This window comes from Methylobacterium sp. 88A, assembly GCF_000376345.1.
Taxonomy (GTDB): domain Bacteria; phylum Pseudomonadota; class Alphaproteobacteria; order Rhizobiales; family Beijerinckiaceae; genus Methylobacterium; species Methylobacterium bullatum.
Genome location: NZ_AQVT01000001.1, coordinates 1,016,846 through 1,043,004, shown reverse-complemented (window position 1 = coordinate 1,043,004; position 26,159 = coordinate 1,016,846). Strand labels below are relative to the sequence as shown.

Genomic DNA, 26,159 nt, shown 5'->3' with positions numbered 1-26,159 from the left:
GCTCACCAAGTTTGGCTGGTGATCAGGCCCTGTTTCGTAACAACCGCCCAGTTCCGCCCGCGTCTCTCGACGGAATCGACCTTGCCGACGCCTGGGATCGTGTCCCCTGGGCCGACCTCCACGAGGCGATGACGACGGTCTTCGATGACGGCCACACCGTTATAGACCTCGCGCACAGCCCATCCATCGATGACAGCCGGTGTCGAAGCTTTTGCCTTGTCGGGAAGGGATCCGGTTTCCGTTGGCTCAGGCTGCTGAGGCTTGGCGGCTTGCGTCGCCGCTACAGGAGCGGCCGGAGCGGGCGCCGCCGCTCGCTTGTCCAATTGTGACGTCAGAGCAGCGATTTTTACCGTCTGGTCTCGCTCTGTTTGATCCTGCCGGTCGGCGAGGCTCGTGACTTTCGAAACGATAGCCTGTTCGGCCTTGCCGATCCGGTCGTTGAGGGCGGCGGACCGATTCTTCGCTTCGCTGCGGACAGACTCGGTAGCATCCTGCACCTGCGCGAGAACCTTTCCTAGCTTCTCGATTTCGGTCTGTAGCCGGGCGACATCCGCCTGGCGGATTTCCAGACGGGATTGGATCTGCGCTAGCCGCTCCGAGGATGGATCGGATTTCGGCGAAACGAGGCTCATCGCTCCTGCGCCCACAGCGAGCCCGATCACGAGGGCCGCCGCCGCCACTCCGCCAAGAAGCGGGGAAATCGATGGCAGTCGCCGACGATTCTCCGGCATCGGCGCGGGCTTCACCTTGGTGCCGCTAACGGCTTGTTTCAAAAGCGCTTCCGGCGACCGATCGGACTCCGCCGCCCCGATGACCTTATCCGCCATGTCTCAAGCTTCCCGTTTAGCCGTGTCACCAATGATTAAGGACGTTTGTTTACCGAAAGGTTACCGTATGGCGGAGGGGAACCGGTATCGATCGTTCGCGGCCGAAAGGGTATAGCGAATTGTTCCGACGGAGCCTTGGGGAACGACACGCATGGTGAGGGCAACACTGGTCGGCAGCCTGGCTGTCTGCGTGCTCACGACCCTGACGTCTCTCGCTTTTGCGCTTGAGCCGATGAGGCCGCAACTGCAGCAGGCGGCAAAGCCTTGTCCCAGGCACGGCTCGGGGTTCATTCGCATTCCCGGCTCGGAAACCTGCATCCGCATTGGCGGACGGGCAACGACGGGGCTCGACCTACGCTCCCGCGAAGGCGACCCCGCCTCCCGATCGATCGCCGGCGGCCGCCTCGCCGTCGATACTCGCACGGAGACAGGTTATGGTCCGGTTCGGACCTATGTGCGGATCGACGCGGGACAGCGTTGAAACGTTGTCAAAGGTTGCGCGACAGCACCAGGGGCTGGCTCCGACCCGCCGGTCCCTTGCCATAGGGAGACGGCGGCTGAGAGGGGCGTCCATACACGGTGGCCGTTCTCGAGCGGTTCATGTCGTCGGCCAGGGACTTGACCAGGCTTTCGGAGACCGTGCGTGCCGTTGCCAGCACGATCTGACTGGTTTCCACCACCTGGGCGAATCGCCGGTGGGCGGTTTTAAGCTCCTCAATGGATTCCGGGGCGAACCGTGCCAAGGCGATGGCATTGGCTTTGGCCACTTCCAGGCTCTGCATGTAGGACGCCCCCAGAGCGGTCTTCCGCTCGGTCTGCGATAGGCCCTGGCGCAGACGCCCGACGCGAACGTGGCCTCCCTCCTCCGAGAGGATGTCCTCCAGCGCCTGCATGGTTTGCATGATGTGCGCAATCAGCGCATCGGCGCCAGCCTTGTCCGCGATGCGAAGAGATTTGGTCTCAGTTGCGGCTTGCATTTCCAGCCTCCTGCATCTTGATCATCTCGCGGTAAACCTGATCGGCGATGCCGACCCCCCCGCTCTTTGCCATTTGACCCGCATATTCCTTGGTCAGCATCGAGCGGTAAACCGCTCCGCCGGTGCCATTGTCGCCGAGGGGGCCATCAGTGCCCTCCGAGGTGGCGAGCCGCTCCAGGGTCTGCTCCAGAAACATCGTCTCGAATTCGTTGGACGCCTTGCGAGCCTTGATCTCCGCCGGTGTCTTGGCCGTGGCCGCCGCTGCAAGTTTGCTATTTGCGGACGTCGACGCCGCCTTTGTCGTCTCGTCTTTGAGGCCATTACCGACCGACTTGGCGATATCGCCGACGATAGCCCGGCCGACCCCGATGGCGGCTTTGGCGGCGAGGGGTGCGAACAGCATGGTCATCGCCTCTTGGGTGGGAGGAGGAAGAGAGGGAGGTGCATCACATCACCTCGATATCGGCCTGGAGGGCGCCGGCGGCTTTGATGGCCTGGAGGATCGAGATCAGGTCGCGTGGGCCGACCCCCAACGCGTTCAGGCCATCCACCAACTCACGCAGGGTGACACCTTCCTTGACCATGGCGAGCTTGTTGCCTTCGCCTGTATCGACCTTGACGCCGGTGCGCGGCACCACGGTAGTCGTGCCGTTGGAGAGTGGCGCAGGCTGGCTGACTTGCGGCTGCTCGGTGATGGTGACGGTCAGATTCCCCTGAGCAATGGCGACGGTGGATACGCGCACGTCGCGGCCCATGACGATGATGCCCGAGCGCTCGTCGACGACCACGCGCGCCGTCTGATCGGGCTCGATCTTCAGCTGCTCGATCTCGGTGACGAGGCGGATCATGTTGCCGTTGTACTTCGCCGGGATCTGCAGGGTGACGGTGGCCGGGTCGGTGGGCTCGGCGGTGTCGGCGCCCATGAAGTCGTTGATCGCGGCGGCGATCCGCTTCGAGGTGGTGAAGTCCGGGTTGCGCAGGGACAGGCGCAGGGAGCGCATGTCGTTCATCTTGAACGCCGTCTCCCGCTCGATCATCGCCCCGTTGGGCACGCGCCCGTTGGTGGGCACCCCGCGCGTGATCTTGGCGGCATCGCCCTCGGCCGAGAAGCCCGCGATGGCGACCGATCCCTGCGCCAGGGCGTAGACCTCGCCATCGGCGCCAAGGAGCGGCGTCACCAGCAGGGTGCCGCCCTGGAGGGATTTGGCGTCGCCCAGGGACGAGACCGTGATGTCGATCCGGTTTCCCTGTGTGGCGAAGGGCGGCAGGCTCGCCGTCACCATCACGGCCGCGAGGTTCTGGGTGCGCATGGTGGCCCCCCTCGTGTTGACCCCGAGCCGCTCGAGCATCGCCTGGAGGGACTGCCGGGTGAAGGGGATGTTGTTGAGGGTATCGCCGGTGCCGTTGAGGCCGACGACGATACCGTAGCCCACCAGCTGGTTCTGCCGCACGCCTTCGATGCTCGCGAGATCCTTCACCCGCGACAGGGCGAAAGCCTGGCCGCTCAAGCCGAAGACCAGCGCCAGCAGCGCCGCGCCGCAGGTGAGGAGTGCCGATTGGAAGGTCCGGGCGGTCGCGATTGGCATGATGCGCTTTGCTGGTCGGCGGGGCATGTCGTGGACGTTGGACATGCCGGATGGTCTGCCAGGACCATGCCAACTGTCCATGTCGGTCAAGCATCTGACAAAAAACGCTTATTTTTCGAGATGGCGTTTTCCGTGCTCACGGTGGGAACCGCTTTCCCTGCCGACCCGGCAGCTTCTGCCCGGTCGTTTACGGATGGTTAACCATCGAGGGCGGATTCTGCTGGGCGAAACGACCGTCGTGCCGATGCGCGAAGCGACGCCCTGATTTTCGGAGACGGCTCATGCGCGTCGATCACCGCCTCGTCTCCCACGCCTCGGCCTCCGCTTCGCCCGCTTTGCGTAAGACGGATGCGTCCTCTTCCTTCCTGCTTGGCGGTGACGCAGCGGCGACCACCTCTTCGGCCACCACCGCACCCACCACCTCCCTGGCGGGGCTCGACGCGATCCTGACCCTGCAGGGTCAGGGCGAGCAGCCCGGCGAGCGCCGCCGTCGCTTCGCCAAGCGTGGCCACGACCTTCTCGACGGTCTCGACCGGCTGAAGGCTTCCCTGGTGATGGGAAGGGTTTCGACGCGTGAACTCCAAGCCATCGCGAGCCGACTCTCGGAGCGTGCCGGGTCCAGCGGCGATCCGCGCCTCGACGGGCTCATCGCCGATATCGAGCTGCGCGCAGCGGTGGAACTCGCCAAGCTCTCGGCCGCTCAAGCCACCTGACCGAACCTGTCGTCATAAGCGAAAGCCTTCTGGGGCTTCAGCTTTCCATCATCTCGCGGATCCGGCCGGCCAGGATCTCCACCGGAAACGGCTTGGTGATCATCTGCATGCCCGGATCGAGCTGGCCGTTGCCGAAAATGGCGTTCTCGGCATAGCCGGTAATGAACAGCACCTTCAGATTGGGCCTGGTTTCGCGGGCCTGATCCGCCAGTTGGCGACCGTTGAGGCCGGGAAGGCCGACATCGGTCACGAGCAGGTCCACACGCTCCTGGGTGAGCAGGATCTTCAGGCCGGCCAGGCCGTCCGGGGCCGAGATCGCGCGGTAGCCGAGATCTTCCAGCACATCGACGATGAGGTCGCGCACCACCCCCTCGTCTTCGACCACGAGGACCGTCTCCCCCGCGCCGAGACGGGCCGCCTCCGTGATGGTGTCCGCCGTGCCTGGCTCCGGTACCGCTTCGACGGAGCGGGGCAGGTAGAGCTTCACCGCCGTACCGTGCCCGACCTGCGAGTCGATCTTGGCATGGCCGTCCGACTGCCGGGCGAAGCCGTAGATCATCGACAGGCCGAGGCCGGTCCCCTGCCCCAGGGGCTTCGTGGTGAAGAACGGGTCGAAGGCCCGGGCGATGACGTCGGCCGGCATGCCGGTGCCGGTATCCGATACGACGATACGGACATACGCGCCCGGCTCCACCCCCGGATGCAGTCGGGCATAGGCGCGGTCGAGTTCGGAATTGCTGGTTTCGATGCGCAGCCGGCCGCCATCCGGCATGGCATCGCGGGCATTGATGGCGAGGTTGAGGATCGCGTTCTCGAGCTGGTGGGGATCGCACAGGGTCGCCCACAGCCCCTCTCCCATGACGATGTCGAGGGAGATCGTTTCGCCGATCGTCCGGCGCAGGAGGTCTTCGAGGGATGCGATCAGGGCGTTGGCGTCGACCAGCTTCGGATCGAGCGGCTGGCGCCTGGCGAAGGCGAGGAGCCGGTGAGTCAGCGCCGCGGCCCGGTTGGCGGAGGACATCGCCGCCTTGGCGTAGCGTTCGATATTGTCCATCCGGCCCTGCGACAGGCGGGTCTGCATCAGGTCGAGGGAGCCGACGATCCCGGTGAGCAAGTTGTTGAAATCGTGGGCGATCCCGCCCGTGAGCTGGCCCACGGCCTCCATCTTCTGGGCCTGACGCAAGGCGTCCTCGGCGAGTGCGAGGGCGGCCGCCTGCTCGCGCTCGGCCGTGGTGTTGCGGCCGCTGGCATAGATCCGCCCGTCCTCGAACGCGCCCGTCCAGGCGAACCAGCGGTAGCTGCCGTCGGCGTGGCGCAGCCGGAACTCGAAGGGGTCGGTGAGCGGTTCGGCGACGATGGCCGAGAAGGTCGCGCAGACGGCGTCGCGGTCGTCGGGATGGGCGAGATCCGCGAAGGAGCGGTCGGCGAGATCGGCGGATGTCCAGCCGAGAAGGGTCGTCCAGGCGGTGTTGATCGCTGCGATCCGGCTGTCCGCTTCCGTGACCATCAGCAGATCCTGCGACAGGCGCCAGGCCCGATCGCGCTCCTGGGTCCGCTCCTGGACCTCCTGGGTCCGGGCCTGGACCTGCTGTTCGAGCGTCTCGTTCAGGCGTCTCAGGGCGTCTTCGGCGAGCGCGCGGTCGGTGACGTCGTGCCCCTCGGCGAAGATGCCGGTGACGCTGCCGTCGGCCTCCGTGATCGGCTGATAGACGAGGTTGAGGATGCGCTGTTCGAGGCCGCCATTCTGTCCGGCCTGGATCGTCACCGGCATGTTCCGGCCGATGAAGGGCCTGCCCGTCGCGTAGACCTCGTCGAGAAGCTCGAAGAAGCCTTGTCCCTCGACCTCCGGCAACGCCTCGCGGACGCCGATCCCGATGATGTCGCGATGCCCGACGAGCTGGAGATAGGCCTCGTTGGTGTACTCGAACACGTGCGAGGGTCCGCTCAGGACGCACATGAAGCCGGGTGCGTCCTGGAACAGGGTGCGCATGCGGTCGCGCTCCGCCGTCCTCTGCCGGACTTCCGAGAGGAGGGCCTCGTTGGCCTGCCTCAGGGCTTCGGCCGCCTCCTGACGCATGCGAACGGCTTCGGCGAGGACAGCGTTGCGCTCGCGCTCGGCCTCATAGGCCGAGACGCTGGCGAGGCTCGATGAGATCTGTCCGGCCAAGAGCTTGAGAAAGCTCAGGTAATCGGCATCGATGGGCCGGTGCGGGTTCAGCCCCACCGTGACGATGCCCAGCGGCGCGCTTCCACCCTGTCCGACCAGGGGCAGGCTCACCGCCTGCGCGGGTGGCCTCGACCAGTCGCCGGTCGGCCAGTTCTGGGACGGATCGAGATCGACGATCGTCTCGTGTCCCGTGCCGCCGAGCAAGCCCGCGAGGGGGCCGGCGGGATCGATGACCTCCGGCAGGGCGGTATGGTCCGCCGACATCCCGGTGGCGGCGGCGAGACGGGCGAGGCTGCCCCCGTCGTAGAGATGGATGGCACTGAAGGGCAGATCGCGACGGGCCTCGCCGAGGCTGGCCTCCACCGCCCGCAGCACGTCGGAGCGGCTCTCCGCCCGAGCGAGACTCTCGCCGAGGAGACGCAGGATTCCGAGGCGCCGTTCGCTGATGACACGGTTCGTCTCTTCGCTGACCGCGCAGAACAGGCCACCCACCGTTCCGTCGTCGGCGAGGACCGGGCTGTAGGAAAAAGTGTGATAGGTTTCCTCGGGATAGCCGTTGCGCTCGAGGAGCAGCAGCAGCCCGCGATCCCAGGTCGCCTCGCCGTCCTCGTAGACGCTGCGGATGCGCGCCTCGATGTCGTCCCAGATCTCGGCCCAGAGGATCTTGGTGGGTTTCGCGAGCGATTCCGGGTGCTTGAGGCCGAGCGTCGGGCGATAGGCGTCGTTGTAGAAGAACGCGATCTCCGGCCCCCAGCCGAGCCACATCTCGAACCGCGAGGTCAGGAGGATGCGCAGGGCGACCTTCAGCGCCTCGGGCCAGCGTTCCGGCGGCCCAAGGGGGGTCTGCGACCAGTCCTTGGCCCGCATCAGGGCCGCCATCTCGCTCGAGCCGACGAAGATGTCCGAATGTCCGGCGATGGGCTTCGGCAAGGTTCGGCTTTCCGGCACTCTCAGGGCCTCGGTTTCGCGCGGCGGGCGAGATCACGCGGCCGGTCCAGGGACCGACGTGAAACGACCCTATAGGTTACGGCGCACCGGCCGCAAACCGTCCTCTCCCAATCGTCCGATGGCATTCGCGAAGGGGCCGGACCACCGTCATCCGACGGGTTTTCGACCGCCATGCGACGGGGCTTCGCACCGCCATCCGGCCTGGTTTCCGCCCGAAGGCCAAGGGCGGCGCGTTCGTCACGGGGGGGGCTGGCGGATGCACCCGTTGCGTGTTTGTCGCAGGGGGCACGCAACACCGAATCCGAGGGGGGTAGGACCAACGGGTGCGTTGTAGTGTCGGGCGCCCTCAAGTATAGGCACGCGAAACATCGCCGCGTACCGGCTGTGACGGACTTGCGAAGGGGCGAGGATGGCGACAGTCAAGATCGACGACGGTTACGTGCCGTCCGAGGACGAGCCGTTCATGAACGAGCGGCAACGTGAGTATTTCCGCCGTAAGCTGGTGGGATGGAAAGCCGACATTCTGCGCGAAGCGCAGGATACGCTCGTGGCACTTCAGACCGAAAACGAGAATCATCCCGACCTGGCCGACCGGGCCTCGTCGGAGACCGACCGGGCCATCGAGTTGCGGGCCCGCGACCGCCAGCGCAAGCTCACCGGCAAGATCGACGCGGCATTGGCCCGGATCGAGGACAGGAGCTACGGATATTGCGAGGAGACCGGCGAGCCGATCTCCCTGAAGCGCCTCGACGCCCGTCCCATCGCAACCTTGTCGCTGGAGGCGCAGGAGCGCCACGAGCGGCGCGAGCGCGTCTATCGCGACGAGTAGCGTCGATGGTGTGGCCCATCGAACGGACCTGTCGCGACCGCCGGTGGTCGTGACAGGTTTCGGCGGTCGCCCCTGAAGTTCTAGATCCTGAATACCTCGCCGAGCATTCAACAGAAGCTTGGCCTTAAACGATAATTGCCCGCCCGGAACCTTCGTCCTGGTGTCACGATTACTGATACGACGTCGCGTCGATCAAGGATCCCGACATGGACAATGAAGTTCTGATCCTCGTGCTTGCCCTCGCAACCTTCGCGCTCGTCGTCGGGGTGGCGTTGTGGCAGCGCGCCCGCGTCGCCAAACTCAAGAAAGACCCCGAACGCTCGGCCTTCGTCGACAATCACGGAACCGCACCGCGCCCCAACCGGCCCGGTACCGAGCATTGACCGGGACGGTCCCTCTGGGCTGGTCGACAAGATTTATTAACGCACCGTCGTCGGTCTTGCGGGCCGCGCGCGTTCCCTAGCTCGGAAGGCACCGGGTCCACGCCTTTCTTCGACGGCCGTTCCTCTATCCAAGACGGTTCGAGCTGAGACGTGGCGCGCTTCCTCTCCTGCAAGGAGAGGGGACCCGAGCGGCCCGCGAGATGTGTGACTATCGTAGCCCGGCATGTGCAGGTTCCACGACGCAGAACCCAAGACCGCTCGGGCGAACTGGCTCAGCCTCAGAACGGCAGCAGGATGTCGACGAGCTGCTGGCCGTAGCGGGGCTGCTGCACGTCGGTGATCTGGCCGCGGCCGCCATAGGCGATGCGGGCCTGGGCGATCTTGGAGGAATCGATCGTGTTGTCGGATTCGATGTCCTCCGGCCGCACCACGCCGGCGACGATGAGTTCGCGCACCTCGAAGTTGATGCGGATTTCCTGCTTGCCCTCCACCACGAGGTTGCCGTTGGGCAGGACCTGATTGACGATGGCGGCGATGTTGGTCGTCACCGTCTCGTTGCGCTGGACCGACCCCGAACCATCGCTCGACGAGGTCGACGTCCCGGCGAGGAGCTTGTCCGGGCTGATCCCGGCGGCGGCCACGGCGGCGCTGCTCTCCAGCCCGAACGCGTTGGGGAGCCCCATGCCTTCCGCGTTGGAGCGGGAGCGCTTCGTCTCGTTGTTCAGGTTGGCCCTGTCGGTGACGTTGACCTTGATCGTCACGAGGTCGCCGATCCGGGCGGCGCGCTGATCCTTGAAGAAGGCGCGCGATCCCGTCCGCCACAGCGAATTGGGTGCGTAGGAGACGGGTTGCACGTCCGGCATGGGCAGGCGCACCGGGCGGTAGCCCGGCTGCGAGGTGGGGTCCTCGATGGAGGAGAGCGCCGGGGTGGCGCCGACCTGCGACAGCCGGTCCACCGTGTTGCAGGCGCCCAGGGCCGAGCAGGCCACCAGGATCGCCGCGAGGGAGAGCGGCGTCTTGATGAGGGGCATGGAACGGACGGTCATGGAGCGGTTGGTCATGGGAGCCAGCTTTTCTCGTGAGGATCGGGGCGGTGTCAGCGGCCGGCGTCGAACGCCGCACTGGCCTGGCGGCCGATGCTGGCGGAGGAGCTGACCGAGACGCGGCCGGGGCCGATCACGGTGGCGGCGAGGGTCTTCTTGGAGACGGGATTGGTCACCGTGATCGCCGCGCCCAGGCGTCCGTTCTCGTTGGCCTGTCCGCGCAGGGAGAGGTTGAGGCCGGGCGAATCGAACACGATGGTCACGGCCTCGCCGCGCTGGACGAGATCGGCCGGAGCGATGTCACCGGAGCGGAGGATGGAGCCGGCGCTCAGGCTGCGCTGGGCGACCTGACCGACGGCGACCACCGAGCCGGCCTGGGCATCCGGGGGCGTCGCCTCGCGGGGGCGGCGCTCGACGGTGACGTCGCCGGCGGTCACGGTGTCGCCGCGGTTGAGCGTGCGGGAGAGGATCTGGACCTCCCGGATTTCCTGCACCAGCCCGGCGACCCGCAGGGAGGCCTGGCGCTCGCCCAGGGTGATGAGGGCGGCGACCCGCTTCAGGCGCGGATCGTAGGTGACGTCGAGGGCCGCCGCCTGGCCATCGAGGTCGAGGGGCGCCAGCAGGACGGTGTTCTCGCCGTCGAGGCGGAGGGCGAGGTTGCGCGGGTCGAGGCCGTAGGCCGTCTCCAGCACGCGCTTGATCGCGGCCTCGATCTCGGTGGGGCCGACGCGCCGGGCGGCGCGCTGCACCGAGACCTGGTTCAGGCCGCCGGTCTCGATCTCGCCGAGGCGGAGGGGGGCCACCGCATCGGCGATGCGGCGGGCCTGGATCGTCCCCGACGCGCCGAGCGCCGGGGCGCGGAACAGCGGGCGCCGCGCCAGATCCGCCGGCGCCCCTTCCACCAGATCGCCCAGCGTCAGGATATCGCCGCGCGCGGTGACGTCGCCGCGCAGGCGCAGCCGCTGGCCGGGCTCCTCGGCGAGAACCTGGACCGTCATGAAACCGAGGGCCGCGAGCGCGAGGAACGTGCGCACGACGATGCCGGGCGTGAGCGTGCCGACGCGGCGCGGCTGGGCGGTGGGGATCTGTCTCAGGGCGAACATGGCGCGACGCTTTCGGAGGCGGGCTGAAACGGAGAGGCGAAGCGGGACGGTCAGGCCGGACGAACCGTCAGGCGCGGAACATCTGCGAGGTCGTGGAGAGCATCTGGTCGGCCGCCGTGACGACCTTCGAATTCATCTCGTAGGCACGCTGCGCCGCGATCAGCGACGAGATCTCGGTGACGGCGTTGACGTTCGCCTCTTCGAGATAGCTCTGCTGCAGGTTGCCGAAGCCCTCCGAGCCCGGCAGGCCGTTGATGGCCGGGCCGGAGGCGGCGGTCTCGACGAACAGGTTGTCGCCGATGGATTCGAGGCCGACCTTGTTGACGAAGCGGGCGAGCTGGAACTGGCCGAGATTCTGCGGCGCGGTCTGCCCCGGCACCGTCGCCTGGATCGAGCCCTGCGCGCTGATCGTGACGCTGGTGGCGTTGTTGGGCACCGTGATGCCCGGGTCCACGAGATAGCCGTCGCGGGTGACGAGCTGGCCCTGGGCCGAGAGATCGAACGAGCCGTCGCGGCTATAGGCGGTGCGGCCGTCGGGCATGGTCACCCGGAACAGGCCCTCGCCGCGGATGGCGACGTCGTATTCCTTCTCCGTCGAGGCGAGCGGCCCCTGCGACATGGTCCGCGCGGTGGAGGTCGTCTTCACGCCCGATCCGAGGGCGAGGCCGGCGGGAAGCTGCGTGTTCTGGTCCGAGGTGGACGAGCCGGCCCGGCGCAGGTTCTGGTAGAGAAGATCCTGGAAATGGGCCGTCTGGCGCTTGTAGCCGGTGGTGCGCAGGTTCGCGATGTTGTTCGAGATGACCTGGACGTTGAGTTCCTGGGCCGCCATGCCCGTGGCGGCTGCGTAGAGGGCGCGCATCGCCTGGGTTCCTTACGCGACGTCGGCGAGGCGGCGGATCGCCGTGCCCCGCAACTCGTCCAGGCGCGAGATCACGCCCGAGACCATGGTGTAGGTGCGGTTCACGTCCATCAGCCGGGTCATCTCGATGACCGGCTTGACGTTGGAGCGTTCGAGGGCACCCGATTCGAGGCGGCCGTTGATGCCGGCGGCCACCGGAGCCGCCGCCGACCCGTAGAGGTTGGCGCCCTCGTTGGTGAGCGCCTGCGGGTTGGCGAAGGTCACCATCCGCACGCGACCGCGGATGCCGAGATTGGTGGAGACCGTGCCGTCCGGCCCGATGGAGAGGCCGGTCTCCTGGGCGTTGATCTGGATCGGGCCGCCCTCGCCCTGCACGGCGTAGCCGTCGCTGGTGACGAGATTGCCCTGGGGGTCGGTCTCGAACGCGCCGTTGCGGGTGTAGCGGTCGCCGTTCGGGGTGCGGACCACGAGGAAGGCCTCGCCGCGCACCGCGACGTGAAGCGGATTGCCCGTCTGCTCGATCGGTCCCTGGGCGAGGTCGAGGGCCGTGCCCTGGTCGATGACGTAGGAGACGCGGCGGTCTGGCCGATGGAACGAGTCGGCGCTCGCCACCGGCATCAGGTATTCCTGGAACCGCGAGCTGCGGCCCTTGAAGCCCGTGGTGGAGACGTTCGCCATGTTGTTGGCGATCACGTCGAGCTCACGCTGCAGGGCGACCTGACTGGAGACTCCGACAAACAGCGCGTTCTGCATGGATCGAATAAGCCTTGGGCTGCGGCGACGTTAAGGTTACCCGCACGGCCCGTGCCATCTCCAAAAAATCTAAAAAGATAAGTGATATCAATCTCTTGTGGCGAAGAGAGGTCGATCGCACCGTCCTCCCGCCGCATCCCCGCGGCAAGAACCACCCGGCAGGTTTTGCCGCCTTAACGAGACGTTAACCGTAACCTTGGATAGATCCCTCCACGGGGTCGCGGGGGCTCAGCGCCGGTCGCACCCTGGGACGAGATTCGATGGGGGCGATCCATGGCCAAGAAGCCCAAGACGGCCCCCGCCGCGGACGGGGAGGACGCCGGAGGCGAAGCCCCTAAAGGCGGGAAGAAGAAGATCATCATGATCGGCGCGGCGGTGCTGCTGCTGGCCGGCGGCGGCGGGTTCTTCATGATGAAGAAGAAGGGCGGCGACGATCACGCCGCCGTGGAGGTGAAGAAGCCCCTGGTCTTCCTCGAAGTGCGCGAGATGGTGGTCAACCTCGCCAACGAGCCCGGCCAGGACAAGCCGCGCACGGCCAAGGTGAAGGTCTCCCTCGAACTCAAGGACGCCAAGGTGGAGGGCGAGGTGAAGCCGCTGATGCCGCGCATCGAGGACACCTTCCAGGTCTACATGCGCGAGTTGCGCCCGAGCGACCTCGCCGGCTCGGCCGGATTGTACCGGCTCCGCGAGGAACTGCTCCGCCGGGTCAACGTCGCGATCCATCCGGCACGGGCCGAGGCCGTGCTCTTCAAGGACGTGATCGTCCAGTAACCCCCATCGGTGTCGAGACGGTCATGGCAGGTCCCGAAGACGAGGTCGAAGAGGACGATTGGGCAGCCGCCCTGATCGCGCAGAACGCCGAAGGCGGCGAGACCTCGCTGGCCGACGAGTGGGGCGCGGCGCTGGCCGAGCAGGGCACGAGCACGCATGCCAGCGACGTCGCCGCCGAATGGGCGACGATGATCGAGGACGGGGAGACCGACAATCTCCCCGAACTCGCCGGCAACGACCGCATCCTGAACCAGGACGAGATCGACGGCGTCCTCGGCTTCTCCTTGCGCGAATTGTCGGCCTCGGGCGCCGGCGGTGTCCGCGCCATCGTGGATTCGGGCGTCGTCCAGTACGAACGCCTGCCGATGCTGGAAATCGTCTTCGACCGGATGATCCGGTTGTTGTCGACCAGCCTGCGCAACTTCTTCCAGGACAACGTCGAGGTCACCCTCGACAACATCACCTCGGTCCGCTTCGGCGATTATCTCAACGCCATTCCGCTGCCGACCCTGCTCGGGGTCTTCCGGGCCGATGCCTGGGAGAATTCCGGCCTCGTCACGGTGGAATCGAACCTGGCCTACTCGACCCTCGACCTGCTGCTGGGCGGCAAGCGCGGCGGCTCGGCGACCCGGCTCGACGGGCGTCCGTTCACGACCATCGAGATGCAGCTGGTGCGGCGCCTCGTGGAGATCATCCTCAGCGATCTCGAACTCTCGTTCCAGCCGCTCTCCCCGGTGCGCTTCGGCATCGACCGGATCGAGACCAACCCGCGCTTCGCCACGATTACCCGCCCGGCCAACGCCGCCATCCTGATCACCCTGAAGCTCGACATGGACGGCCGCGGCGGCCAGCTCCAGATCCTGTTTCCCTACGCCACCATCGAGCCGATCCGTGAACTGCTCATGCAGAGCTTCATGGGCGAGAAGCTCGGCCGCGACCACACCTGGGAAAGCCACCTCGCCACCGAGATCTGGCAGGCCGACGCCACCATGGAGGCGGTCCTCCACGAGATGATGCTGCCCCTGAAGAAGGTGCTGTCCCTGAAGGTCGGCGACACGCTGATGTTCGACACCAAGCCCACCGACCTCGTCAACGTCCGCTGCGGCGACTGGGCCCTGACGCAGGGGCGCATCGGCCGTGTCGACGACAACATCTCGGTGCAACTCACGCGGCCGCTCCGGCGCTCGCGCACCACGTTCCAGGCCTTCGAGGCCTCCATGAACAACCGCAACGACGGGTGACCCGCGCATGAGCCTCCTCGTCACCCTCGCCGCCGACGTCCTCGTCGCCATCCTCCTCGTGGCCAGCATCGTCTCGTCGGTGCGCCTCAGCCGGCGCATCACCCGGATGAAGGCCGACGAGGCGGCCCTGCGCCAGACCATCGGCGATCTCGTGGTGGCGAGCTCCACCGCCGAGCGGGCGATCATCGGCCTGCGCGCCACCCTCGACGAGTGCGACCGGACCCTGGCCGACCGCCTCGGCACGGCGGAGCGCTACGCCGCCGACCTCTCCGCTCACGTCCAGGCCGGCGAGACCGTGATCGCCCGCATCTCCGCCATCGTCTCCCATTCGCAGCCCTCGCGGGTGGCCGTGGTGCCCCCCGTCGAGATCCGCCCCTCAGAGATCCGCGCCGCGCCGGTGGAGGCCGGGGACACGAAGGCTGCGCCGTCGAGCCCCAACGGTGAGCGCCTCGGCGCCGCCGCTGCCGCCGCCCTCGCCATGTCCGAGCGGGCGCTCGGCCGCCTGCGGAGCCGCGCCGCATGACGACGCCCCGCTCCCTCGTCCGCGCGGGACAGACCCGCCTGGGAAAGCTCCGCACCGGCCGGCCCGGCGCCGCACAGGCGCGTCCCTACAAGCTGCGGCTGATCGATGCGGTGACGCTGGCGGCCGTGGGCCTCCTCGTGCTCAAGCTCGGCGCCATCGCCGTCGACGATCTGGGGCCGAGCCCGGCATCGGCCGACGCGCAGCTGCCGGAGTTCGCGCGGGTCCTCGCCAAGGCCCGGACCAATTACGAACTGCCGGACCCTCAGACCACCGGGTCCGTGACGCCCAAGGAACCGGAAAAGCCCGCGGCCGAACCGGAGCCGCCCGCGCCGCGCCCCCCGCCTCCCCCGGAGCCGATGCCGGCCAGCGAGCGCGCCATCCTCGAAAAGCTCTCGGCCCGTCGCGATGCCCTCAAGCAGCGCGACGAGACCCTGAGCCTGCGCGAGCAGATGCTCGGAACCGCCGAGCGCAAGCTCGAAGAGGGCGTCAAGGATCTCAAGCGCAACGAGGACAGGCCCGACGGCGCCGCCGCGCAGCAGGCCGAGGCCGAGAGGATGGGCCTGAAGAACATCGTCACCATGTACGAGACGATGAAGCCGAAGGACGCCGCCCGCGTCTTCGATCGCCTCTCCCTCGACGTGCTGGTGCCCATCGTCCTGGCGATGAACCCGCGCAAGATGGCCGACGTGCTGGCGCTGATGCAGTCGGAACCCGCCGAGAAGCTCACCGTGGCGCTCGCCAACCGCGCGCGCGGCCAGACGCCGACGCAGCAGCCCGTCGTCATGGGGCTCGGCCCCAACGAGCTGCCGGCCATCGACCAGGGCGGCCAGGACAGGCGTCGCTGACCCGGACGGTCGAGCGGGGTAGACGGGGTTCGCGGGCAAATTCGGCAAGGACGACCGGGTCGGATTGCCGGTGGGCGACGAATCGCGATGCCGGCGGGTCCATTGCGCTCGCGGGCCGGGAGGGCTAGGCGGCAGGTCTGATTTCGTTCGAATGCCGGATGCCCGCTCGATGCGTTGGAGACATGTTTTGCCCGTGGTCGGCGTGATGTCGTTCACCGCGATCACCGCCTGGAACGGCGCTTCGGCGCAGGAGGCCGCGCCGGAGCAGGACGCACCGGCCCCCTCCGACGCGCCGGCGAAGCCCAAACCCAAGCCGAAGCCGAAGCCCGCTCCGAAAGCCCCCGCCCCGGTCGCCGCTGCGCCCGCCGCCGTAGCCCCGGCCAAGGCGATCTGGCCGGAAGGCGCCAGTGCGCTGAGCGAGAGCTATGGCGATTGGAGCATCAATTGCTCCCGCGAGAACCAGGTTTCGATCTGCTCGGTCGTGCAGGCCCAGGGCTCGAAGCGCGAGAACCGCCGCGAATTCGCCATCGAGTTGAAGCCGCCCGCGAACGATCGCACCGACGGGCTGATCCTGATGCCGTTCGGGTTCCAGATCGAGGCCGGGTTGAGCTTCAAGATCGACGACGCGGTTCTCGGCAAGGGCGCGCCCTACTACACCTGCAGTTCGGAAGGCTGCCTCGTGCCGGTAAGCCTGCCGACCCTGGCAACCGACACGATGAAGACCGCCAAGAACCTGCTCATTCTCGCCCCGAAGCAGGACGCCACCGAACCCACGACGATCACCGTGCCGCTCAACGGCTTCGGTGCCGCCCTCGCGAGGGCCAGCGCACTCTCGCACTGACGGCAAACAGTCGGGCGACGGGACAGACAGGTAGGAACACGCCACCCATGAAGCAGATCGTGCTCGCCTCGCTCTTGTTGGGGACCCTGACGGTTCCTCTTGCCGCCCAGCCCGCGCCGGATGCGCCTCCGCCGCCGGACACCAAGGAGGAGCGGCAGAAGAACACCGCCGCCAAGCTCGCCGGGCTGCTCCAGTTCGTCTCGGCCTCCTGCCCCGAATCGAAGCCGAACTACGAGACGTTCAAGACGGTGGTGCGCGGCCTCGGCATCGAGCCGGATGCCCTGGCGGGCGGCGAGCTGATCCTGCGGGTCAAAGCCTATGCCGATGTCTACGGCAAGGATGTGCCGGCCAATTGCGCCAAGGCCGTCGCCAATTTCGGCGAGACCGGCACGATCATCCCGGGGCTCGTCGTCAAGAAATGACGGGGTCGGGTGGTCTCCGGACTTGATATCGGGGCGTGACCGGCGTCGTCATGCCGGTCGTCCATGCGGCTATGACGCGCGATCGGAGATGGATGACTGCTCGCGCAAATTTCGACTGACGATGTCGTAATTTGCTGATCTTACGAAGTGCGCCTGTGCGCGGACTTCCTCCGTGACGGTGCCTCTCTCATAAAGCCAGGATGCTACATCGGCCCAGTCCCAAAGAGCGTGGCTGGATGTGAGGCAAGCAACGGGTCTTGGAAAATTCTCCCCCCGCTCTCCTTTCGCGTAGAGAGAAACCGCCGCTTTCGTCAGTCCCGAACGCTTTGCGATATCGGCTAAACTGACGAGGTGATCGGGCTCGATCCGTACGATCCGAGCGCCAGCACCTTCGATATCCGACACGGCACTCGTGACTGCGCCTTCGAAGGATTCACTGTCCCGCGTAAAATCCAGAAGAATGACGCCCTTCTGCAGAGAGATGGTCGCGTCGTCGCAGCCGGCTTCGCAGAAACGATGCTCGAAATCGTCGGCGAAGGGATCCAGCCCAGATGCTATGATCGTGAACCTAAACGCCTTCATCATCAGGCCCCTCGATGCAGTGATGACAGCGCGCCACTGCACGCGCGATGTCGTTCGCGTGCGCAATCGGGTGCCTTGGAGTGGACCAGACCGAGATACGACACCCGTCGCGATCATGATGTGGGCACCATAGCCGGCCCCAGGCGTGACCGGACACAGGGGTCCAGGACCAGCCCGCCCTTATCGCGGCATCGACGGCGGCTTCTATCTCCTTGTTCGGGTGACGGGGTCTTGCTCCCATCAGCCATGCCAATGTAGGCGCTTGTTAACGGCTGTCAACACCCCTGCGTTCCTCCGTTGCGCGACGCTTCCTTCGCCGCTCAAATCATCCTGCTAAAAATCCCTGATCGGATTTCTCTCAGCGGATGCTCACGCCAGAGTCGATCATATGCAAAAGTCGATCCTCCGATCGGACCTCCTCATCCTGAGGTGCCGCCGCATGGCGGCGGTCTCGAAGGAGGCCTCTAGATCCCTCGATTCCGGCTGGAAGCCTCCTTCGAGGCCGCTGCGCGACACCTCAGGATGAGGTAGAGCTTTGGAAACACACCTCAAACAGGCTTCGGAACACTCACAGGGATCGGGAATGCGCCCGATTCGACAGAACCGGTCCGAGGGACGCGCGGGCGTCAGCGCTTCTGCGTCGCGGTGATGGACGCGTCGGGGCAGTTCGGCAGGATCGCCTTGCCGACCGTGTTGTTCGGATCGCAGGCCGGGACGGCGGGGGCTCCGCCATTCTCGGCCCGTTCGGTGCGAAGCGCCTCGAAATTCCAGACGCCCACCCAGATCACCGCGAGGATCGCGACGAGACCCAGCAGGACCAGGGGCATCAGGCGTCGCATCAGCGGGGAGCCGTCTGCTGGACGGGGGCGGTATGCGCCGTGTCGCCGTTGCGGACGAAGGCATACAGGATCCCGACTGCGAGGATCGCGACGACGGCGATGAGGACGGGGAAGTAACGGTGCATGGGTCTTCCTGGTTGAGAGTAGCGCTATAACGGCGGACACCGTGGAAACGGTTCAGCCCGGCGGACTAGAAAGTCGCCACGAGGGCGACGCCTGCGATCATCAGCAGACCGCCTGCGATCCGCCACAGGGTCGCCGGGTGGCGTTCGAAACCGATCCAGCCGAAATGATCGAGCAGGATCGAGGTGACGACGCCCGCCGTCACGAGCATTCCGAGGAACGGGGCCGCCCCGATCCGGCGGGCCACCATGAGCTGCGCGACGACGATGCCGCCCCCGAGCACGCCGCCGAACCAAGCCCACCAGGGCACGTCCAGGACCTGTGCGGCGGACGGCAGGGTCAGCTTGCCCGAGACGAGGCCGGCGAGCGTGATGCAGGCGGCCGTTCCCGCCGCGACGACGAGGCCGGCGCTCAGGGATCCGCCGAGGCTCTTGGCCAGAGCGCCGTTCTGTCCCGCCTGCACGGCGTTCGCGATGCCCGCGAGAAGAACGGCGCCGTACAGATACCACATGGGTTTCCGGCTCCGTCGATGAACGCCTTCATGTAGGGCGGCCAGGGCCGGGGGTGGTGCGACATCTGCGGCCTGCCCGTTTCGGGGATGATTTGGCCGTGGTCGGGCGTCTATCCCATACCCTCCGCCCCGAGGGGGATTGTCCGACTTCCCCCCGTCCGGTTCGCGCCGGGCGGGGTCTTTACCGTCGCGATCTTCGTTCTCCCGTCATGGATATTCCGGGCCGTTCTGGCGTTGGCCCACCGGATCGACAGGAGAATTCATGAAGACCTTGGCCCTCACCTTTTGCGCGCTCGCCGTCTCGTCGCTCGCCCTCGCGCAGATGACGACCTCCGCCGATGCGCGCTCGCGCCATTCCAAGCGCGGATTTGGAACCCATAGCCTCTCGAACAACACCGGCGGCCGTCGCGGGCGGGACAGTTCCGCAGCGAGCGGCAATTCCAGCCAGCCCTCGCGCCGGTCCGGGGCCGGAAGCGCCGGTGGCGGCAGCGGCGGTACCGGCGGGATGTAGACCGGAACCGCCTCCTCGTTCGCCGCCCGGCGTCGGACGGGCCGGCCTCGACTCGGCCCGCGGCATCGACGCGCGAGCCGCCTCGGCGGTGGACATGCCCGTCTTCCGATGTGGCAAATGTGGGATGTCACATGGTAACGTTGCGGCCTTCCTCCCAAGGAAGGTCCTTCTGAACACCTCCCCGCCCGGCGAAAGCCGGCGCGGGGTTTTTTTGATCGGACATCGGCGGAAGGCTGTCTTTCCGGGGGGAATCCAGGGGGCGCGCAGTTTCGAGACATCGCGCCGAGTGGGCGTTAGGCGGGCGTTAGCCTCGACAGTGGAGACTCGCCGGCGGTGTAGCGTGTCGCGGGAATCGGTTTCGGATTCTCCGCGCAATCCGGTGTGGCGTGACCTTCGATGGGAATGGGGGCCGAAATCGCGAGACGACGGCGCCGGCTCATGGCGGGCTTCGTCGCGACCTCGATCCTCGGCGGGACGCTGGTCTCGGGCAGCGAGGCCGAGGCGGCACGCCTCCTCACCCTGAAGGCGAACCAGGTCGGGCGCTACGCCCGGATCGCCATGACGTTCGATTCGGCGGTACCGGTGAAGGCTCGGATCTCCGGCCTCGTCCTGCTGGTGAATTTCGGTGAGCCCAGCACCTCGGCGCCCGAGAAGATCGCGGGCGAGATCCCCGATTTCGTCACCATGGTCCGGCGGGACCCCGACGGGACCGGCCTGCGCATCGCCCTGCAGAAGCCGTATCGCCTCAACGTCCAGACGGCGGGCGAACACGTCTTCGTGGACCTGCTGCCCGAAGACTGGTCCGGGCTCCCCCCTCCGCTGCCGCCTGAGATCGTGGCCGAACTCGTCCGCCGGGCACAGATCGCGGAAGCCGCCATGCGCGCGGCCAAGCCCGTTATCGAGCCCAAGCGCCTGCCCCTCGAACTCTCGCGCCTGCCGACCCTGACCCGGCTCAGCCTGCGGCTCGCACCGGAGACGACCGCGCGGTTCGACGAGGCCGGATTGGCGACGCGGCTGACGATTCCCGGTCCCTGGCGCATCGACGACCTCGCGCCCCGTGGGCGCACGAAGCCCGCCATTGAGGCCTTGAGCGTCGAGAACGACGGTGACGGCGGCCGCCTGCTGGTGACGCCCGCCGCCGGCTACGAGATCCGGACCGGACGGGACGAGGACGGCGTGACGCTGGACGTCGTCCGCAAGGCCGCGCCCCCGGATGCCAAAGCTTCGGATATCAAGCCATCCGCGGCGGACGCGAAGGCCGCGGCGGGGGACGCATCGTCCAAACCCGCGATGGCGCCGGTGAGCGCCGCGCAGGCCAGACCGGCCGGCATCCCGGCGCCCACTCTCCCGCAGAAGACCGTCGTCCTGCGCCCGGCCGGACCCGGCCTCGCCTTCCCGTTCCAGCGCCAACCGGCGGCGGCCCTTTTCGAGCGGGCCGGCATCGCCACCCTGGTGTTCGAGACGCCCGAGACGGTCGCCGTCCCCCCCGGAGATCCGGTCTTCGATCTCGTCAGTCAGCCCCGGCGGCAGGGTGCCTTCGTCTCCCTGAGCTTCAAGGTTCCCCGCGAGCGGCTCCTCGATCTCGTCCCCATCGGCGATGCGGATGCGCCCACCGGCTGGGAACTCGTCGCCGGTGAGAACCTGTCGGCGAGCGAAACGCTGTCCGCGATCCGCAACACGGAAGCGAGCGGCCGCATCGGCATCGGCATCCGCCTGCCCCACCCCGGCGGGGCGACCTGGATCGAGCGGGGCGGCGAGCGGATCGGCGTGGTGACCGGCTATGGCCCGAAACCCGCCGGCATCCCCAAGCGGCAGGCCTTTGTGGATTTCGAGCTGCTGCCGAGCCGCCAGGGCGTGGCCGTCCTCGCCAAGGCCGACGATCTCCTCGTACGGCCGGACATGGACGGCGTCGTGATCGCCCGCGAAGGCGGCATGGCGGTCTCGGGGGTCGCGCGCCCGGCCGAACCGGCCCTCACCGCCGTGAGCGACCTCGCCATCGAGCGCCAGCCCTGGGACGCGGCGCGGAGCGGCAATATCGGCGAGAACCTGCGGGAGCAGTTGAACGCCGTGGTCGACGCGCCGCGCCCGGCGCGCGGGCCGCTGAGGCTGGCCCTGGCGCGGAGCATGCTCGCCAACGGGCTCGGCCTGGAAGCCCTCGGCGTCCTTCAGGTGGCGGCCAGCGAAGATCCGGTGATGGCCGGACAGCGCGAACTCGCCATCCTCACCGCCGTAGCGAACGCGCAGATGGCCCGTTACGCCGATGCGCGGAAGGCCCTCGACTCCGAATACCTGCGGGCCGACCCGGAGGCGCGGCTGTGGAAGGGCTATCTCGATGCCAAGGCGGGGCGCTGGCCCATCGCCGATACGGCGTTCCGGGACACGGCGGGCATCATCGAGCGCTATCCCGACGACCTGCAGAGCCTGCTTCGTTCGGTTGCGGCGGAGGCCGCCATCGAGACCGGCGACTGGACCACCGCGAGCCAGCAGATCACCACCGCGCAGGCGCGCGCGTCCGACCGCTCGGTCTCGGACCGCCTGGCTTTCCTGCGTGCGCGGATCGACGAGGTGACGGGCCAGACGAGCGCGGCGCTCGATACCTATCAGCGATTGTCCGACACGGCGGACCGGCCGACCGCCGCCGTGGCGACCCTGCGCGGCACCGTCCTCGCCCATGCCCTCGGCAAGATGCCGGTAGCCGAGGCCATCGAACGGCTGGAAACGCTTCTTCTCACCTGGCATGGCGACGAGATCGAGCAGAGGACGATCGCAGGGCTCTCCAAGCTGAACATGGAAGCCGGGCGCTGGCGCCAGGCTTTCGCCGCCTCGCGCAAGGCGGATGCGCTGGCGCCCGGATCGGCGATCAGCCGCGAGCTCCACGACAGTGCCCAGGACCTGTTCGACGACCTCTTCCTCACCGAGAAGGGGGCGCGGATGTCCGGCGTGGAGGCGCTGGCGCTGTATTTCGATTTCAAGGATTTCGCGCCGATCGGCCGGCGCGGCGACGAGATCGTGCGTCGCCTCGCCGACAAGCTGGTGGAACTCGACCTGCTCGATTCGGCGGGTGAACTGCTGCAGCATCAGGTCGATCACCGTCTCACCGGCCCGGCCCGCGCCAGCGTCGCCGCGCGGCTGGCGACCATCCGGATGATGGACGAGAAGCCGCTCCAGGCGCTCCAGGTCATCGACGCCACCTATCAGCCCGAATTGCCCGAGGATCTGCGCCGTGCCCGCGCGCTCATCCGGGCGCGCGCCCTGTCCGACCTGTCGCGCACCGATCTTGCCCTGGAGACCATCGAGGCGGAGACCGGCGCCGACGTGGAGCGGCTGCGCGCGGACATTCTCTGGAGCGGCCGACGCTGGCGCGAGGCGGGCGAGGCGCACGAGGCCATGGTCGGCGAGGCCTGGCGCCTGCGCAAACCCCTCGACGATGCCATGCGCTCCGACATCGTCCGCTCGGCCATCGCCTACGGCCTGTCGAACGAGTCCCTCGGGCTGGAGCGCCTGAGGGCGAAGTTCGCCGAGCCCATGGCCGAGAGCGCCGACGCCCGCACCTTCGCCCTGCTCACCCAGCCGAACGTGGTGCGGAGCCAGGCTTTCCGCGAGATCGCGCAGCGGGCCACCAAGGCGGAGACCCTCCAGGCTTTCCTGAAGGAATATCGCAAGCGCTACCCGGAGATGTCGGTGCCACAACCGGCCAATGCCGGTGGCGAGCAGGCCGACGCGCAGGGCGGCGAGCCCTCACCGAAGGGCTGAGGCCCGCCTCTCCACGCCGGGATGAGGCGTCAGCGCCGGAACGCGACGGGGCCGTTCATGCCCGGCCAGTCGGAATAGCCGTTGGCGCCCCCGCCATACCAATACGCCTTCGGAGCCTCGGCGAGCGGTGCGCCGGTGCGGAGCCGCTCCACGAGATCGGGATTGGCGATATAGGGCCGGCCGAAGCTGAACAGGTCCGCCTTCCCCTCGGCGAGGTCCTTCTCGGCGAGGTCGAGCGTGTACTGGTTGTTGCCGATATAGGCGCCCCGGAAACGCTCGCGGATCTGGCCGAAATCCACCTCGTCCGGCACGTCGCGGGTCTGCTGGGTCACGCCCTCGATCGTGTGGACGTAGAGCAGGTCGAATGCGTTCAGGGCATCGATATAGGCGCCGAAGGTCGCCTTCGGATCGCTGTCCAGCGCCGTCTTGCCCGGCTCCGTGGTGGCGGGCGACAGGCGGATGCCGACGCGCTTGCCGCCCCAGACCTCGGTCACCGCCTTCACCACGGCGAGGGGGAAGCGCAGGCGGTTCTCGATGGACCCGCCATACTGGTCGGTCCGCTTGTTGGTGGAATCGCGCACGAACTGTTCGAGCAGGTAATTGTTGGCCGAATGGATCTCGACACCGTCGAACCCGGCGCGCTTCGCATTCTCGGCGGCCTTGCGATAATCCTCGACGATGCCCGGGATCTCGTCCGTCTCCAGCGCACGGGGCGTCTCATGCGGCTTCATGCCGGATTTGGTGAAGGCCATGCCTTCGGGCTTCAGGGCCGAGGGCGCCACCGGCGACTGGCCGTTCGGCTGCACGTCGGGATGCGAGATGCGGCCCGTATGCCAGAGCTGCAGGAAGATGCGGCCCTCGTTGGCGTGAACCGCCGCGGTGACGGGCTTCCATCCCTCCACCTGCGCATCGGTCCAGATGCCCGGCGTCAGCGCGTAGCCGACCGCCTGGGGCGAGATGTTGGTCGCCTCCGAGATGATCAGGCCGGCATTGGCGCGCTGGGCATAGTAATCGACCGCGAAATCCGGGGGGATGCCCTCGTCGGAGGACCGGCTTCGGGTCAGCGGCGCCATGACGACGCGGTTCTTGAGGGTGAGGTCGCCGAGGGTGAAGGGTTCGAGGATCGGGCTCATGAGGCGCGTGCTGTCCTAAACGGGGTGAGACAGGCCCCCGACCGGGAGGCCTCGCGTTCACCCGTTCACGCGACCGAGCCGTCCCGCTTTCATGAGGGAGGCGGGACGGGGCTGGTTGGGATGAAGCGCTATGGACGGGCAATCCCGCCGCCCGATCCGTTGTTCCCGCACCCCTCCCCGATTGCACGGGGTGCGCATTCCCTCGCCCCGCTTGCGGGGAGAGGGACGCGACGACCCTGTCGTCGGCGCGTCGAGGCGGTAGCCGACGGTGAGGGGGCGATGTCGGATGAGACACCATCGGAACCGCCCCCTCACCGTCGCTCCGGCTTCGCCTCCGCTCATCGCGGACACGGCGAGGTGTCCGCGATCCTCTCCCCGCTTGCGGGGAGAGGGGGGCTCTCTCCGCCGTTCATGGAGGAGACGACCTGCCTCAGTATCCCCTGGCGGCGATGGAATCCGACCAGTTCACCGCGCGGCGGGCCATGCTGATATGCTGGCGCTCGTACATGCGGCCCTCGACCTTGATGGCGCCGCGCCTGGCGTTCTCCGGCTTGTCGAAGGCCTCGATCACCAGGGTGGCGCGGCGGACTTCCTCCTCGGTCGGGGCGAAGGAGGTGTTGGCCGGCTCGAGCTGGTTGGGATGGATCAGCGTCTTGCCGTCGAAGCCGAGGTCGCGCGCCTGGCGGCACTCGGTGCGGCACCCCTCGATGTCGCCGATGTCGTTCCACACGCCGTCGAGGATGGTGAGGCCCTCGGCGCGGGCGGCGGCCAGGGTGAACATCATCCAGGGCAGCATCGGCACCCGGCCGGGCACGAGCTGCGCCCAGGTGTCCTTGGCGAGATCGTTGGTGCCAAGGACGAAGCAGGTGAGCCGGGTGCGCCGGTCGCGCCGGGCCTTGGCGATGTCCTGGATGTTGAGGATCGCCGCCGGGGTCTCGATCATCGCCCAGACGTCGATGCTCTCTGGGGCGTCGAGGGCTTCGAGATGGTTGGCGATGCTCTCCAGCACCGCGGGCGAGGACACTTTCGGCATCAGGATGGCGTCGGGACGGGCTTCGATGGCCGCCTTCAGGTCGGCTTCGCCCCAGGGGGTCTGCGGAGCGTTGACGCGGATCACGAGCTCGCGGTCGCCGTATCCGCCACCCTTCACCGCCGCGCAGACCTGCTCGCGGGCCAGCACCTTCTCGTCCGGGCCCACCGCGTCCTCGAGGTCCAGGATCAGGGCATCGGCCTGCAGGGTCTTCGCCTTGTCGAGGGCTCTCTGGTTCGAGCCGGGCATGTAGAGGACGCTGCGGCGCAGGCGGAGATCGGACATGAACGCATTCCAGTGACGATGCGGTGGAGCTTAATGCAACACGGCTGCCGGGACAGCCCTGCGGATATAAAATGCGTGTCGATGATCCGCGTTTGACCGGCGCGGGCGTAGCCTTTGCAGCGAAATGCCGATCACACCGCGTCGCCGCGAGGGCCTCGGGAAAATCCACCGGGTTCGCGGGAAACCGGCCCGGACCATGCACGGACAGGGAATCATGCTGCCAACGACCGAAACCCGTCCGTACACGGCGACGCAGGAGGGCGTCCGGCTCGCCGTGCGCCTGACGCCGCGCGCGAGCCGGACCGGCCTCGACGGTCTCGTGGAGGGCGCCGACGGGCGCGTCTGGGTCCAGATGCGGGTCGCCGCACCTCCGGTGGAGGGGGCGGCCAACACGGCGCTGATCGCCGCCCTCGCCGAGGCCCTGGACCTGCGCCGGTCCGACATCCGCATCGTCACCGGGGATACGGCGCGACAGAAGATCCTGGCGCTCGGCGGCGACCCCGCATCGCTCGTCTCACGCCTCGACGCCTGGATCGCCGGCGCGGCCAAACGTCGGTGAGA

The 26,159-nt window shown here is 67.6% G+C and carries 28 protein-coding genes; 13 read left to right on the top strand and 15 right to left on the bottom strand.

Features of this window, described 5'->3' with window-relative positions; genetic code table 11:
• Positions 1-2: 2 nt before the first annotated feature.
• On the bottom strand, positions 3-827 hold the full coding sequence (locus A3OM_RS0104910) for a hypothetical protein (protein WP_018042615.1): 825 nt from the start codon (positions 825-827) through the stop codon (positions 3-5).
• A 151-nt stretch (positions 828-978) separates the two neighbouring features.
• Here A3OM_RS0104910 and A3OM_RS0104905 point away from each other — a divergent pair, with 151 nt between their 5' ends.
• A complete protein-coding gene (locus A3OM_RS0104905) occupies positions 979-1,308 on the top strand; it encodes a porin (protein WP_018042614.1) in 330 nt (109 codons plus the stop codon).
• A gap of 7 nt (positions 1,309-1,315) precedes the next feature.
• Here the strand turns inward: A3OM_RS0104905 and A3OM_RS0104900 are convergent, their stop codons facing one another.
• The 3 genes from A3OM_RS0104900 to A3OM_RS0104890 are packed head-to-tail and all read right to left on the bottom strand — an operon-like array spanning position 1,316 to position 3,390.
• Complete coding sequence (locus A3OM_RS0104900) at positions 1,316-1,804, bottom strand: hypothetical protein (protein ID WP_018042613.1); 489 nt, start codon at positions 1,802-1,804, stop codon at positions 1,316-1,318.
• Positions 1,788-2,213, bottom strand: coding sequence for a rod-binding protein (locus A3OM_RS0104895; protein ID WP_156465606.1), 426 nt, complete (start codon positions 2,211-2,213; stop codon positions 1,788-1,790). Before A3OM_RS0104895 ends, A3OM_RS0104900 begins: the two co-directional genes overlap by 17 nt.
• A gap of 37 nt (positions 2,214-2,250) precedes the next feature.
• On the bottom strand, positions 2,251-3,390 hold the full coding sequence (locus A3OM_RS0104890) for a flagellar basal body P-ring protein FlgI (RefSeq protein ID WP_026175720.1): 1,140 nt from the start codon (positions 3,388-3,390) through the stop codon (positions 2,251-2,253).
• 281 nt (positions 3,391-3,671) lie between these two features.
• Between A3OM_RS0104890 and A3OM_RS0104885 the strand changes: the two genes are divergently transcribed.
• Positions 3,672-4,103, top strand: a complete 432-nt coding sequence (locus A3OM_RS0104885; RefSeq protein ID WP_018042610.1) for a flagellar assembly protein FliX — start codon at positions 3,672-3,674, stop codon at positions 4,101-4,103.
• A 37-nt stretch (positions 4,104-4,140) separates the two neighbouring features.
• On the opposite strand, the gene A3OM_RS0104880 is transcribed toward A3OM_RS0104885, so the two are convergent.
• Positions 4,141-7,149: a PAS domain-containing protein gene (locus A3OM_RS0104880; protein WP_051074368.1), complete on the bottom strand. Its 3,009-nt coding sequence runs from the start codon at positions 7,147-7,149 to the stop codon at positions 4,141-4,143.
• A gap of 478 nt (positions 7,150-7,627) precedes the next feature.
• Between A3OM_RS0104880 and dksA the strand changes: the two genes are divergently transcribed.
• Both dksA and A3OM_RS26065 read left to right on the top strand, forming a co-directional pair.
• Positions 7,628-8,047 (top strand): RNA polymerase-binding protein DksA, encoded by a 420-nt coding sequence (gene dksA / locus A3OM_RS0104875; RefSeq protein ID WP_018042608.1) that lies wholly within the window; start codon positions 7,628-7,630, stop codon positions 8,045-8,047.
• A 206-nt stretch (positions 8,048-8,253) separates the two neighbouring features.
• Positions 8,254-8,430: a hypothetical protein gene (locus A3OM_RS26065; protein ID WP_018042607.1), complete on the top strand. Its 177-nt coding sequence runs from the start codon at positions 8,254-8,256 to the stop codon at positions 8,428-8,430.
• 278 nt (positions 8,431-8,708) lie between these two features.
• On the opposite strand, the gene flgH is transcribed toward A3OM_RS26065, so the two are convergent.
• From flgH to flgF, 4 genes are all read right to left on the bottom strand, one after another.
• Positions 8,709-9,461, bottom strand: a complete 753-nt coding sequence (gene flgH / locus A3OM_RS0104865) for a flagellar basal body L-ring protein FlgH (RefSeq protein ID WP_026175719.1) — start codon at positions 9,459-9,461, stop codon at positions 8,709-8,711.
• 65 nt (positions 9,462-9,526) lie between these two features.
• A complete protein-coding gene (flgA, locus tag A3OM_RS0104860) occupies positions 9,527-10,576 on the bottom strand; it encodes a flagellar basal body P-ring formation chaperone FlgA (protein ID WP_018042605.1) in 1,050 nt (349 codons plus the stop codon).
• A gap of 67 nt (positions 10,577-10,643) precedes the next feature.
• A complete protein-coding gene (gene flgG, locus A3OM_RS0104855; RefSeq protein ID WP_018042604.1) occupies positions 10,644-11,435 on the bottom strand; it encodes a flagellar basal-body rod protein FlgG in 792 nt (263 codons plus the stop codon).
• A 12-nt stretch (positions 11,436-11,447) separates the two neighbouring features.
• Positions 11,448-12,188, bottom strand: a complete 741-nt coding sequence (gene flgF / locus A3OM_RS0104850; RefSeq protein WP_018042603.1) for a flagellar basal-body rod protein FlgF — start codon at positions 12,186-12,188, stop codon at positions 11,448-11,450.
• 273 nt (positions 12,189-12,461) lie between these two features.
• On the opposite strand from flgF, the gene fliL reads away from it, so the two are divergent.
• The 6 genes from fliL to A3OM_RS0104820 all read left to right on the top strand — a co-directional run bounded on the left by fliL (position 12,462) and on the right by A3OM_RS0104820 (position 16,831).
• Positions 12,462-12,959: a flagellar basal body-associated protein FliL gene (gene fliL, locus A3OM_RS0104845; RefSeq protein ID WP_018042602.1), complete on the top strand. Its 498-nt coding sequence runs from the start codon at positions 12,462-12,464 to the stop codon at positions 12,957-12,959.
• Positions 12,960-12,982: 23 nt separating this feature from the next.
• Positions 12,983-14,200, top strand: coding sequence for a flagellar motor switch protein FliM (gene fliM / locus A3OM_RS0104840; RefSeq protein WP_018042601.1), 1,218 nt, complete (start codon positions 12,983-12,985; stop codon positions 14,198-14,200).
• 7 nt (positions 14,201-14,207) lie between these two features.
• A complete protein-coding gene (locus A3OM_RS0104835) occupies positions 14,208-14,723 on the top strand; it encodes a DUF6468 domain-containing protein (protein ID WP_018042600.1) in 516 nt (171 codons plus the stop codon).
• Positions 14,720-15,568 (top strand): hypothetical protein, encoded by an 849-nt coding sequence (locus tag A3OM_RS0104830; RefSeq protein WP_018042599.1) that lies wholly within the window; start codon positions 14,720-14,722, stop codon positions 15,566-15,568. The genes A3OM_RS0104835 and A3OM_RS0104830 overlap by 4 nt, the downstream gene beginning before the upstream one ends.
• A gap of 169 nt (positions 15,569-15,737) precedes the next feature.
• Positions 15,738-16,409: an invasion associated locus B family protein gene (locus A3OM_RS0104825; protein ID WP_085984246.1), complete on the top strand. Its 672-nt coding sequence runs from the start codon at positions 15,738-15,740 to the stop codon at positions 16,407-16,409.
• Positions 16,410-16,456: 47 nt separating this feature from the next.
• Positions 16,457-16,831 carry a hypothetical protein gene (locus A3OM_RS0104820; protein WP_018042597.1) on the top strand — a complete coding sequence of 125 codons (375 nt, stop codon included), beginning with the start codon at positions 16,457-16,459 and terminating at the stop codon, positions 16,829-16,831.
• 69 nt (positions 16,832-16,900) lie between these two features.
• Here the strand turns inward: A3OM_RS0104820 and A3OM_RS0104815 are convergent, their stop codons facing one another.
• The 4 genes from A3OM_RS0104815 to A3OM_RS0104795 all read right to left on the bottom strand — a co-directional run bounded on the left by A3OM_RS0104815 (position 16,901) and on the right by A3OM_RS0104795 (position 18,886).
• A complete protein-coding gene (locus A3OM_RS0104815; protein ID WP_018042596.1) occupies positions 16,901-17,416 on the bottom strand; it encodes a hypothetical protein in 516 nt (171 codons plus the stop codon).
• 623 nt (positions 17,417-18,039) lie between these two features.
• Positions 18,040-18,252 carry a hypothetical protein gene (locus A3OM_RS0104805; RefSeq protein WP_026175717.1) on the bottom strand — a complete coding sequence of 71 codons (213 nt, stop codon included), beginning with the start codon at positions 18,250-18,252 and terminating at the stop codon, positions 18,040-18,042.
• Complete coding sequence (locus A3OM_RS26525; RefSeq protein ID WP_018042593.1) at positions 18,252-18,377, bottom strand: hypothetical protein; 126 nt, start codon at positions 18,375-18,377, stop codon at positions 18,252-18,254. The genes A3OM_RS0104805 and A3OM_RS26525 overlap by 1 nt, the downstream gene beginning before the upstream one ends.
• Before the next feature lie 65 nt (positions 18,378-18,442).
• Positions 18,443-18,886, bottom strand: coding sequence for a DMT family transporter (locus A3OM_RS0104795; RefSeq protein WP_018042592.1), 444 nt, complete (start codon positions 18,884-18,886; stop codon positions 18,443-18,445).
• A 262-nt stretch (positions 18,887-19,148) separates the two neighbouring features.
• Between A3OM_RS0104795 and A3OM_RS0104790 the strand changes: the two genes are divergently transcribed.
• A complete protein-coding gene (locus A3OM_RS0104790) occupies positions 19,149-19,397 on the top strand; it encodes a hypothetical protein (protein WP_018042591.1) in 249 nt (82 codons plus the stop codon).
• 438 nt (positions 19,398-19,835) lie between these two features.
• Entirely contained in the window at positions 19,836-23,150 is a 3,315-nt protein-coding gene (locus A3OM_RS0104785) for a hypothetical protein (RefSeq protein ID WP_018042590.1), read from the top strand.
• 29 nt (positions 23,151-23,179) lie between these two features.
• On the opposite strand, the gene A3OM_RS0104780 is transcribed toward A3OM_RS0104785, so the two are convergent.
• Together A3OM_RS0104780 and A3OM_RS0104775 are read right to left on the bottom strand one after the other, a co-directional pair.
• Entirely contained in the window at positions 23,180-24,283 is a 1,104-nt protein-coding gene (locus tag A3OM_RS0104780) for an alkene reductase (RefSeq protein ID WP_018042589.1), read from the bottom strand.
• Between the two features lie 430 nt (positions 24,284-24,713).
• Positions 24,714-25,598, bottom strand: coding sequence for a CoA ester lyase (locus tag A3OM_RS0104775; protein ID WP_018042588.1), 885 nt, complete (start codon positions 25,596-25,598; stop codon positions 24,714-24,716).
• A gap of 214 nt (positions 25,599-25,812) precedes the next feature.
• Here A3OM_RS0104775 and A3OM_RS0104770 point away from each other — a divergent pair, with 214 nt between their 5' ends.
• The gene (locus A3OM_RS0104770; protein WP_026175715.1) at positions 25,813-26,157 is read left to right on the top strand and encodes a DUF167 family protein; all 345 of its coding nucleotides are present in this window, start codon (positions 25,813-25,815) and stop codon (positions 26,155-26,157) included.
• The last annotated feature ends 2 nt before the right edge of the window (positions 26,158-26,159 follow it).